We start from the raw sequence: 10467 nt of genomic DNA, 5'->3' as shown, positions 1-10467 counted from the left end.
GCCGAGCGCGCCGAAGTACTCGTTGAAGCCGGCCAGCAGGTCGGTCTTGGTGACCAGCACGTACACCGGAAAATTGATGCCCAGGCCGTTGCGCAGTTCGAGCAGCCGCTTGCGCAGCGCCATCGCGTGGCGCGCGCGCTGCGCGTCGTCGGCCAGCGGCAGGTCGGCAATGCTGATGGTGAGGATGGCACCGTTGATCGGCTGGCGCGGCCTGAACTTCTTGAGCAGGTCGAGGAAGCCCTTCCACTCGCCCTCGTCGGTCTCGCGGTTGCTCTCGTGCGTGGTGTAGCGCCCGGCGGTGTCGATCAGCACCGCCTCGTTGGTGAACCACCAGTCGCAGTTGCGCGTGCCGCCGATGCCGCGCACCGCGGCCTTGCCGAGCTGGTCGGCCAGTGGAAAGTCGAGGTCGGAGTTGACCAGCGCGGTGGTCTTGCCCGAGCCCGGCGCGCCGATGAAGATGTACCAGGGCAGCTGGTACAGGTACTGGCGGTCGAACAGCGCGAAGCGCCCCGCGGGCTTGCCGCTGGCATCGGCGCCGAAGCGCATGTTCTTCAGGATGGACGTGGCGTCGGTGAAGCCGCTTTGCAGCTCCTTGATCTCGGGCGCATCTTCCGGCTTGGCGGCCTTCTCCTTGGGCGACGGCGTGCGCAGCTGGTTGAGYAGCTGCGCATTGAGGCGCCGCTCGCGCCACTTGCGGTAGAGCACGCGCGCGATCCAGATCGCGAACATCAGCGCGATCACCACGATGCGCACGAACTCGCTTTCGAACGGCCGGTAGCGGCCCACCGCAATGACGGGGCCGATGATCCAGATCAGGAACGCAACGGCGAGCAGCCCGAGAAAGACCCACAGGTCGCGGCTCACGAGAAAACGGAAAATCGCGCGCAGCATCAGCGGGTTCCTCCCTGCGGTGCAGGAGCGGCGCCTGCGGCCACGGGTGCCACCAGCAGCGTCACTTCGACCCGCCGGTTGCGCGCACGGTTGGCCGGCGAATCGTTGGGCACCAGCGGGTCGGCATCGCCGCGGCCTTCGGCGCGCAGGCGCTCGGGCCGCGTGACGCGCGTGGCGATCATCTTCTTGACCGCATCGGCACGCGCCTGCGAGAGCTGCCAGTTGGACGGAAAGCGCACGCTGCGGATCGGCTGGTCGTCGCTGAAGCCGCTGATGAGCACATTGCCCTCCACCGAATTGAGCGCATCGGCCACGCGCGCGAGCACGGGCGCATAGCGGTCGAGCACGCGGTCGGAGCCCGATGCGAACAGGCCGTCGCCGCGCAGCACCACCACGCTGCGGTCGGCCTCGTCGCGCACCGTCAGCAGGCCGTCGCGGATCTCGGGTTCGAGAAAGCGCTGCAGCCGCGGCTGCGGTGCCGGCGCAACCGCCACGGCACGCTGCGTCTGCGGCAGGCGCACCGCATTGACCGCGGCGAATGCGCCGTCGGAACGGCCCGCCAGGCTGAAGGTGAGCACGCCGAACACCAGCACCAGCAGCACCGCCGCCACCGCGCCCACGGCCCACAGCGGCACCCAGTTGCGCGTGCGGCGCACCGGCGCGCTCGCATCCTGCCAGTGCGGCGACAGCGGCACGGCAATTTCGCCGCGCGTCTGGCGAATGATCTGCAGCAGCCGCTGCTTGAGCGTTTCGAGCTGCGTGCGGCCGTTGTCGATGACGCGGAAGCGCCCTTCGAAGCCCATCGCCAGGCAGAAGTAGATGAGCTCGATCAGCTGCAGGTGCTGCTGCGGGTTCTGCACCAGCCGCGACAGCAGCTGGAAGAATTTCTCGCCRCCCCAGGTCTCGTTGTGGAACATCACGAGCAGGCTCTGCGACGACCAGATGCTGCCGCCCCAGGGCGTGAGCGCGGCCGCTTCGTCGACCGCGGTGCACAGGCAGTAGCGCGCGCCGATGATCACTTCGGGCGCAATGCCGCTTTGCTGCGCACGCGTCTCGAAGCGCCGGACCTCGTCGACCAGGTGTTCGCGCAATTGCGCGGGCGCATCGTGGTAGCCGGTGGCGCGGATCTGCGGGATCAGGTCGAGCAGCGGGTTGGCCGCCRCCACGAGCGGGTTGTTGCCGGCCAGCGCCGTGTCGCCCGCATGCGGACGGCGTGCGTCATGCCAGGCGGTGAATGACTGCGGTTGCTGCTGCCCCGCGCCGCGCGATGCCGGCGGCATGTTCGCCGCATCGCCGTTGCCGCCGTTGTTGTTGGCGCCGCCGCCCGGGTTGGGCGGCACGAAGCCTCCCGGACCGACGGCCATGTCGTTGACACCGTTCATAGGGTCCCTCACGGACGAATTGCCCAGAACTCCATGGCCAGGCCCGGAAAGTCGCCGGCCAGGTGCATTGCAACGCCGCCCGATTTTTCGAGCTGGCGCCACATGTCGCCGCTCTTGTCGAGTTCGAAATAGTGGTAGCCCGCGTTGTATGGAATCTGGCGCGGCGCCACCGGCAGCGGCCGCACCGTGACGCCCGGCAGCTGCAGCTGCACGAGGTCGCGGATGCGCTCCACCGAACCGATCTTGACCTGCGTCGGAAAGCGCTGCTGGATCGCATCGGCGGGCAGGTTGGCATGCACCGCGAGCACGAAGCCCGCGTTGCGCACCAGCACCGGATCGGGCATGCGGCCCACGCGCACGCCGTGGCTGCGCTCCTCCAGCTCGATGGCGATGGCGCTCTGCTCGAGCACCGCCGAGAGCGAGCGCCGCAGCTCTTCCATCAGCGGCCGGATGGTCTCGTTGAGATTGTCGTGGTCGTACTTGGGCCATACCACGGGGCGCCGCGTGGGCGAGGTGTGCGTGGCGAGATGGCAGGCCAGCTTGAACCAGTCGATGAACAGTTCCTCGGGGTGCACCTGCACCGCATGCTGCGCATGCCAGGTCGTTGCGAGATAGCGGTTGACGAGTTCGAGCAAAAGAAAGTCGGAGACCTCGCTCACGCCGCCGCGGCCCGGCTGCGAGAGCCGCGAGGCCAGCGCCTCGGAGCGCTGCGTGAGCAGGCCGTGCAGTTCGGCAACCATGCTGCGCAGCATGGGGTGCGCCGATGCATCGAGCACCGGCGGAATGTAGTTGGCGTCGATCACCAGCTTGTGGTCGGTGCGCCGCTCGATCACGCGCACCGCGCCGATGGCCTGCCACTCCGCGGTGAGCGACGATGCGCGCGCAAGCCGCAGGCGCGGCTTCGCAAGCTGCAGCACCGCCGGGCCGAGCGCCACCGAATTGCCGTCGGCCACCTCGCGCTCGATCACGCCGAAGCGCGCGGCCGAGCCCTCGTCGTCGGCGAAGATGACCTCTTCGCTGCCGGTGCGGCGCAGCGGCAGCGCGAGCACGATGAGTTCATCGGTCAGGTCGCTCGGCACCTCGTAAGGCAGCGGTGCATCTTCGGCGCCGAAGGAAAAGGGCGTGCCATCGGGCAGCACGCCCGCGCCGCCGAGCAGCGACACGCGGCCGAGTGCGTGGGCATCGCGATCGATGTCCAGGCTGAGCCATCCCCAATAGGCACCTTGCAGGCCTGCGGTGCGGCGCGTGACGTACTGCTCGACATAGCGCTCCAGTTGCTGGAAGTGCTGCGGCCGCAGGTACATGCCTTCGGACCACACCACGCGATTCGCCAACGCCTGCGGAAGGGCGCCCTGCTTGCCGGCGCCCGGATTGCGAACTGTCACCAAAGAACCTCCTGGGGAGTGCCCACACTGAAGCGGGAGGCGCCCGTTAACGGCCTCCCGATTGAATCGGTTTTTTTCTCTGATGCTACACGGCGCTTCTTACGTTTTGCACCGCATTTAGCGTGCGAATTTCTCGCACTTTCTAACTACAAGGCCGCGAAATTAACGACTTGGTAGTAACTCGATGCCGCTCTTGCGGATCGCGATGCGCACGTTTTGCTCGCTCGGAGAAAACTGCCACACCTTGTAGAGATTGGTTTGCTTCGGCTCCTTGAGCGGCAGCACGATGCGCCAGCGTGCGGCCTCGAGCTTGCGGTAGCCGGCGATGATGCCGATGGCACGCGAGTCGAGCCCTGCCTCGCGCTTGAACACACGCTCTTCACCGCTGCGCATGATGGCCTGGTCGGCGTTCACGAGTTCCGCTGCAAGCGTTTCGCGGTCGCGGTCCTGTAGTGCAAAGTAGTCTGCCGTCTCGAAGTTACCGGAAGATTTCAATTCGAAGACCTTGACGAGAATCGGCGCCGGCTGGCCGCGTCCGTCGGGGTTGACGCCATCGTCGATCCTGATCGTCACGGCATAGGGCGTGGGCAATGACTTCGCAGTCGATGCGCATCCACTGAGGCCACCCAGCAACGGTGCGGTTGCAAGTGCGCCTTGAAGCAGGGTTCGTCGATGCATTGAGATCTTCCCTAGTGGTTCGCGGCCTATATTATCGAAGTCGTGCGCACGAATCGCGTCGCATCGCGTGCCTGTCGCATGACAGCGGCACACTATCTCAAGCATTGCCTTTTGCAAGGTAGGAGAGAAGATTGAAGTCATGTCTGCCTGCTTTGGCGTTCACCTTGGTTCTGGTTGCTGGTTGCACGACCACGCCGCCGCCCGAGCCGCCGCAACCCGAACGCCTGAGCCAGCAAGTCGCGCGCAGCACGCTCGAGCGCGCGCAACAGGCCTATGACGAAGGCGACTACGCCAAGGCCATCACCACGCTCAAGAGTGGCGGCGTCTCGGTGTTCGACGCCGCAGAGCCGGCCACGCGGCTCGAGGCCATGAAGCTCGAGGCCTTCAGCTATTGCGTGGCCAACCAGGTGCCCGAATGCCGCGCGCAGTTCCGCAAGCTCATCGATGCGTTCCCCAACTTCGACCTCACCGTTGCCGAACGCAAGCACCCGGTGTGGGGCCCCGCCTTCGAGGCCGCCAAGCGAATGAAGCGTTGAACGCCGCAAGGGAGCCACGGCTCGACATCAACACGGAGATGCCATGCGTTGGACGGTGATCGAACATGCCGGCAAGCCGGTGGCCGCAGGCCCTTCGGCCTTGCTCGCGGCGCCCGGCGGAACCATCGGGCGCAGCCCCGACAACCACCTGGTGCTGCCCGACGAGCAGCGCCAGATCTCGCGCCTGCAGGCCACGGTGCGTTTCGACGACAGCGGCGCGGCGGTGCTGCGCAACATGAGCGCGGTGCTGCCCATCGGCGTCAACGAGCGCACGCTGCAGCACGAGCAGGAGGCGCCGATCGCCGAGGGCGACCGCGTGACCATCGGAAGCTATGTGCTGGTGGCGGGGAGCGGGCAACGCGCAGCAATCGCGGAGCCTGCTGCGCCGCTGATGGCGGCTGCACGGCCGCCGGCCGCGCCTGTGCACAGCGCATTGCCCGCCAACACCATGGCGCCCGCGCCGATGGACTCGCTGCTGCCGGCGGCCCCCGTCTCCGATGTGTTCTCGGACCTCTTCGGCGCCGGCGCGCTGCCGATTGGCGAGACGCAGCCCGTGACCGTGGCGATGCCGCCGCCGACCGTGCCGGCGCCACCGCCTGCACAGGTACTGGCCGCTGCGCCGGTGCCTGCAGCATCGCCATCGCCAGCCCCCTCGCCGGCAAGCGCGCAGGCAAGCACGCAGGCGAGCGCCTCGCAGATTCCCTCCGCCGCCGATTGGGATGCCATCCTCGCGAATGCGCCGCGCCGCGAGGCGAGCGCCTCCGAGCCCATGCCCGACCCGATGGCGCACGAGCCCTTCGAGCTGCCCTCGCAGGCGCGCAGGAACCCGGTCGATCCGCTGGCCGAGCTGAATCCGCGTGCGGAAGACAGCATGTCCGACGTGGCGCTCAAGCGCGGCATGGACCCGCTGTCCTTCTTTGCCGCCGACAACGACGCGCCCTCGCCGCTCTCCGATCCGCGCCCCACCGCGCTGACCCACGAAGATCCGCTCAGCGATGTGCATCCGGCCATCGATCTGCTGGCCAGGCCGGCGGCGGCCCCGCAGGGCTACAGCCATTCGAACCATGCGCGGGAACTGGCGGCGCAGTTCAGGCCGCCGAACCCGGTGCCCTTCGATCCGCCGGCCGCGAAGCCGTCCGAGCCGCAGGTGTCTGCGCAGGTTGAGCCGCCACCTTCGGCGCCACCGCCACCGCCGCCACCACCACCGCCAGCACCGGTGCCCGTCGCGGCCCCGCGCGTGGAGGATGTTGCGCCGCCCGCACCGCAGCAGCCGAAGCCTGTTGCCGCGCCCTCGCCCGTGGCCGCGACGCCAGTTCCTGTCGCGGCGCCGCCATCGGCCCCCGCCTCTTCAGACGAACTCTTCAGGGCCTTCCTCGAAGGCGCCGGCGTGCCCGACGTGGCCGGCCAGCAGCCGCTGGATGCCGAAGCCATGCGGCGCCTCGGCCGGCTCATGCGCGCGTTCACCGACGGCACCATCGAGCTGCTCTCGTCGCGCGCCATGCTCAAGCGCGAAGTGCGGGCCGAGATCACGATGATCGTCGACGAGGAGAACAACCCCTTCAAGATCCTTCCCAACGGCCGCGCCGTGCTGATGCAGATGTTCGGCGCGCGCATGCCCGGCTTCCTGTCGCCCGAGGCCGCCGTGCACGACGCGCTCGGCGACCTGCAGTCGCATCAGCTCGGCATGGTGGCCGGCATGCGCGCCGCGCTGCTCACGGTGCTCAAGCGCTTCGATCCCGCGGCGCTCAACACCGCCACGCCGCACGACGGCGGGCTGGGCGAAAAACTGCTGCCCGGCGGCCGCGAGGCGCGCCTGTGGCGCCAGCTGCAGAAGCTGCATGCAGAAACCACCGCGGCCGTCGAGGACGACTTCCAGGCCGTCTTCGGCCGGGCCTTCCAGCAGGCCTACGACAAGGAGATGGAACGCTTGAAGGAGGCACGCCGTGCTTGAGACCACCCCCCGCGCGTTCGCGGTGCCCATCTCGACCTCGCAGTTCTCCTGCGTCGGCGAGCGCAGCGGCAACCAGGACGCCATCGGCTACCACCTCGATGAATACAACGCCTGCTTCGTCGTGAGCGACGGCGTGGGCGGCAACGCGGGCGGCGAGCTGGCCGCGCGCATTGCGGTCGATACTGCGCTCAACACCTTCGTCGACAACCCCTCGGTGGCGCAGCACGACATCCTGCAGGCCGTGAAGGCCGCCAACGACGCCATCCTCGCCAAGCAGCGGGAGCTGGCCGACCAGAGCCGCATGAGCGCGACCATCGTCTCGCTGTTCGTGGACCGCACCAGCGGCCAGGCCTGCTGGGCCCATGTGGGCGACAGCCGCCTCTACTGGTTCCGCCGCGGCGCGCTGATGCAGCGCACCGAGGACCACAGCCTGTCGGAGCGCTCGGGCGAAGCCGCCCTCGGCAATGGTGCCAACGGCGGCGAACGGCTGGTGAAGACCAACCTGCTGTACCGCGCGCTCGGCGCCCGGGCCACGGCGGAAACCACCGTGTCGACGCCGCAGCGCCTGGCCGATGGCGACGCGTTCCTGCTGTGCACCGACGGCCTGTGGCAGCTCATTTCGCAGCAGGTGATGGAGCGCTCGCTGCAGCTGGCCGACAGCGCCGAGGAATGGCTCGCGCTGCTGCGCCGCGCGGCCGAAGCCAAGGCCGACGAGTCGCGCGACAACTATTCGGCGCTGGCGGTGTGGGTGGGGTTTCCGCAGCAGGTGACGCTGGCGGGGACGGCGCGGCCGGCGGCATGACAAGCTCCGCTCGCCACCCTCAGGCGGCGAGCATCAGCACTTTGAACTGGCTCGGCACGATGCGCATGCCGACCATGTTGGTGGAATTCTGCAGCGTCAGGCTCGTCATCCGGGTGGCAGGAGTTCCCTTGAGAAGAACGGTAAAGGCGCCCGTCAGATGGCGGGACTGGCCCATGACCGTTTGCGACACCACACCCATGGCGACGCCCGCGTTGTCGCCGTTGGTCAGCGGCGTGACGGTGGCCATGTTGTGCGCCGGCGTGCACATGTAGAGGATGTTGTACGCGTTCGGTATGGCCGTCGGACCCAACGCGAAGTCCGGATAGGGGATCGGAATGGCCGGCGGCGTCTTGCACACATCGGGGAATGCGAGATCCATTCCCATCATCTGGCAGTTGGCGAACATGCGTTTCTCCTTGGATCCATGAATATCAGCCCATATGAATCTGCTTGGCATCGACCTTGACGATTTCTTTCGCCGTCACGACGGTGTTCTTGCCATGCAAACGCGCCGTCTCCGCGGCTTCGTAGTCGATGCGTCCCGCACGCAAATGCTCCACGTCCTCGGTCATGCGAAATGCCGTCTTGCTCAGATGCACGAGACGGTCCATCACGGCTTCGTAGACCCTGCCGATCACACGGATCGAAAGCACGGTGGTCACCGCCTCCTGTCCCTGATATTGAAGCCGGTCCACCCGGCAATCGGCATCTTCAGCGTTGATTCTGAGGTGCGGTGCATCCAGGCTCAGGCCCTGTTCGCCACGCATCGCGATGTGCGTCGAGCTCTCGACGGTGACCGCTCCGCGCTCCGAAGCGAGCGTCATGTCTCCCGCCACATCGATGCGCGACGCGCTTGCGTCGGCCTGCTCCGCCACTGCCGTCAGGTAAAGGCGGGTCGCGTCGGGCCCCGTCACCAGCACGGTGTCACCGACGGCCGGGCGCAGCAGGCAGCTCGCTGCCCGTGCGCATCGCAGCAGTTGCCGGCGTTCGGTCTGCACGCTGTAGATTCCCCCGGGCAAGACGCCCGTGACGATGCCGATGGTGTTGACCATTCCGCCCTGCTCGGACGCATGCGCGGCTTCGCGTGGTGAATCGTCACGAATGGCCGTCACGGAGGAAACGCGTGTGGTCATGATGAAGTTTCCAGTTTCAAGAGGGATATGCGCCCGGACGCGCGAGGCGGCGTGCCGAGAACTCCTCGGCGGCAAACAGGTCGGGGTCGTTCAACAGCAAGCCACCACGGTCGCCATATCTCGTTCCCTCCTGTTGCGCGCGGTGAACCTTGGTGCGCAGGAAGCGAGCGCCCCGCAGATCGGCACCACGCAGATCGGCGTGAGAAAAATCGGCGTATGTAAGGTCCGCCCTTGCGAAGACGGCATGGCTGCAGCTGGCACGCTGGAAGATGCACTGCTCCAGTTTCGCGTCGGAGAAATCGGCTCCGCGCGCCTGTACCTCGACCCAGATGCTCTGATTGAAATGGGCGCCGCGGCAACCGACGCCATCGAGCTTGGCCGACGGAAAGAGGCACTGGGGCGCATGGACCCGGTTCAGGCTCGCGCCTTCGAGCTTGGCGCCCTTGAAGTTGCATTGCACCAGCATCGACTCATCAAAGTCGCATCCGTCGAGTTCTGCGTCGATGAACTGGCAAAGCAGGAACTTCTGCGCATTGAATCTCTGTCCCGAGAGCTTGGCCTCGGAGAAGACAGCCTTGTCGAACCGGCTGCCGCGGAAGATTGCCGATCGAAGATCTGCCCGGTAGAACACTGTCTTGTGCAGGAGCGTCGTGGAAAAGTCGGTGGCATCGAGTGAGGTCTCGGAGAACACCAGGGCTTCCGACAGCACATTGACGAACGAGGCGCGGTCGAGCGTGCAGTTGGCAAAAGAGGCAACGCCGGCATTTGCGTCATCGAGCTTTGCGCCAGCCAGTCCACATTGGTAGAAGGCGGCACCGTCGAGCGTGGCGCCGACCATCCGGACCCCGGTTGCATCGCAATGCTCGAATGCACAACGGTCCACATGCGCGGCATCAAGCCGGGCCCCGGCAAGCTTGCACTGCTTGAAGATGCTCGCATCGAGCTTGGCACCGGACAGATCGGCACCACTCAGATCGGTCTCCAGGAAAATGGCACCCGTGAGGTCCATGCCCCGAAAGTCGAGCGCTTGAAGTTGCTTCCGAGCGATCGTTTCTCCGCCATGGATCATCGCCTGCACACTGGCCGGGGTCATTCCACCTTCTCTTTCTTGCGCAAGGGAACTGTCTTGACCTGCTCGACATAGGCACCGTCGAAAAGCGTTCTGTCATCGATGAGACATTGCGACAGGTCCGCCCTGAACAGGTTGGCACGACGCAGGTCCGTGGACACGAGCACCGCCTTCTGCAGGATGGCGCCGCTGAGATCGGCATCCAGCAGCGACGCCCGGGTCAGGTCCGAACGCACGAACATCGCGCCTTTGGCGTCGGCACCCTCCAGGTTCGTGCGATGCATCGATGCCCCGGAGAAGTCGCTGTTCTCGATCCGCGCATTCGCAAAGTCCGCTTCGTCCAACGCAATACCACGCAGGCTGCAGTCGCGCAGCATGGCGCCTCGAAAGCAGACCTTCCTCAAGCTGCTCTCTCCCACGAAGCAGGTGGTCGTCAAGTGTGCGGCCGAGAAATCGAGACGGCCTGCGCCATCGGTGTTGACCCATCCGCATGAATCGAGCTCGGCGTGCGCAAAGCTCAGTTCGTTGACATCGCAATCGATCCACGACATCTTGTGAATCCGTGCGTGGTCGAAGCGCACGCCATGCATCACGGACTTCTCCAGCACATGGGCATAGGAGATGCCGGCACGTTCGAAGC

At 66.6% G+C, this 10467-nt stretch carries 11 protein-coding genes; 3 read left to right on the top strand and 8 right to left on the bottom strand.

Annotated features, from left to right (window positions below; all coding sequences use genetic code 11):
- The 4 genes from AC1DOC_RS06350 to tssJ all read right to left on the bottom strand — a co-directional run.
- Positions 1 to 891: type VI secretion protein IcmF/TssM N-terminal domain-containing protein (locus AC1DOC_RS06350; RefSeq protein WP_478129555.1), on the bottom strand; the 891-nt coding region annotated here is incomplete at its 3' end.
- Positions 891 to 2273 (bottom strand): DotU family type VI secretion system protein, encoded by a 1383-nt coding sequence (locus AC1DOC_RS06345; protein WP_478129554.1) that lies wholly within the window; start codon positions 2271 to 2273, stop codon positions 891 to 893. The genes AC1DOC_RS06350 and AC1DOC_RS06345, both read right to left, overlap by 1 nt.
- Positions 2274 to 2281: 8 nt before the next feature.
- Entirely contained in the window at positions 2282 to 3661 is a 1380-nt protein-coding gene (gene tssK, locus AC1DOC_RS06340) for a type VI secretion system baseplate subunit TssK (protein WP_018906609.1), read from the bottom strand.
- A gap of 159 nt (positions 3662 to 3820) precedes the next feature.
- Positions 3821 to 4477, bottom strand: coding sequence for a type VI secretion system lipoprotein TssJ (gene tssJ / locus AC1DOC_RS06335; protein WP_230537942.1), 657 nt, complete (start codon positions 4475 to 4477; stop codon positions 3821 to 3823).
- 23 nt (positions 4478 to 4500) lie between these two features.
- Between tssJ and AC1DOC_RS06330 the strand changes: the two genes are divergently transcribed.
- From AC1DOC_RS06330 to AC1DOC_RS06320, 3 genes are read left to right on the top strand one after another with little or no spacing between them, the layout of a single operon-like run.
- Positions 4501 to 4872, top strand: coding sequence for a TssQ family T6SS-associated lipoprotein (locus AC1DOC_RS06330; RefSeq protein ID WP_230537943.1), 372 nt, complete (start codon positions 4501 to 4503; stop codon positions 4870 to 4872).
- A gap of 43 nt (positions 4873 to 4915) precedes the next feature.
- Positions 4916 to 6823, top strand: a complete 1908-nt coding sequence (gene tagH, locus AC1DOC_RS06325) for a type VI secretion system-associated FHA domain protein TagH (RefSeq protein ID WP_478080217.1) — start codon at positions 4916 to 4918, stop codon at positions 6821 to 6823.
- Positions 6816 to 7625 (top strand): PP2C family protein-serine/threonine phosphatase, encoded by an 810-nt coding sequence (locus AC1DOC_RS06320; protein ID WP_018906613.1) that lies wholly within the window; start codon positions 6816 to 6818, stop codon positions 7623 to 7625. The genes tagH and AC1DOC_RS06320 overlap by 8 nt, the downstream gene beginning before the upstream one ends.
- A gap of 19 nt (positions 7626 to 7644) precedes the next feature.
- Here AC1DOC_RS06320 and AC1DOC_RS06315 read toward each other — a convergent pair whose 3' ends face one another.
- From AC1DOC_RS06315 to AC1DOC_RS06300, 4 genes are all read right to left on the bottom strand, one after another.
- Entirely contained in the window at positions 7645 to 8031 is a 387-nt protein-coding gene (locus AC1DOC_RS06315; protein WP_012745371.1) for a DUF4150 domain-containing protein, read from the bottom strand.
- Positions 8032 to 8056: 25 nt separating this feature from the next.
- Complete coding sequence (locus tag AC1DOC_RS06310) at positions 8057 to 8758, bottom strand: DUF3540 domain-containing protein (RefSeq protein ID WP_244883446.1); 702 nt, start codon at positions 8756 to 8758, stop codon at positions 8057 to 8059.
- A gap of 16 nt (positions 8759 to 8774) precedes the next feature.
- Positions 8775 to 9851 carry a pentapeptide repeat-containing protein gene (locus AC1DOC_RS06305; RefSeq protein ID WP_026284236.1) on the bottom strand — a complete coding sequence of 359 codons (1077 nt, stop codon included), beginning with the start codon at positions 9849 to 9851 and terminating at the stop codon, positions 8775 to 8777.
- On the bottom strand, positions 9848 to 10467 hold a 620-nt coding region (locus tag AC1DOC_RS06300; protein WP_478129553.1), incomplete at its 5' end, for a pentapeptide repeat-containing protein. The genes AC1DOC_RS06305 and AC1DOC_RS06300, both read right to left, overlap by 4 nt.

This window comes from Variovorax sp. 01T439_2 (assembly GCF_056398445.1).
This window is presented reverse-complemented; position numbering and strand designations above follow the sequence as displayed.

What these genes read in the sequence shown, in the direction of transcription:
- AC1DOC_RS06315 (WP_012745371.1), bottom strand. Translation starts at nt 8,031, where the DNA reads ATGTTCGCCAACTGCCAGATGATGGGAATGGATCTCGCATTCCCCGAT.
- tagH (WP_478080217.1), top strand. Translation starts at nt 4,916, where the DNA reads ATGCGTTGGACGGTGATCGAACATGCCGGCAAGCCGGTGGCCGCAGGC.
- AC1DOC_RS06310 (WP_244883446.1), bottom strand. Translation starts at nt 8,758, where the DNA reads ATGACCACACGCGTTTCCTCCGTGACGGCCATTCGTGACGATTCACCA.
- AC1DOC_RS06305 (WP_026284236.1), bottom strand. Translation starts at nt 9,851, where the DNA reads ATGACCCCGGCCAGTGTGCAGGCGATGATCCATGGCGGAGAAACGATC.
- tssJ (WP_230537942.1), bottom strand. Translation starts at nt 4,477, where the DNA reads ATGACTTCAATCTTCTCTCCTACCTTGCAAAAGGCAATGCTTGAGATA.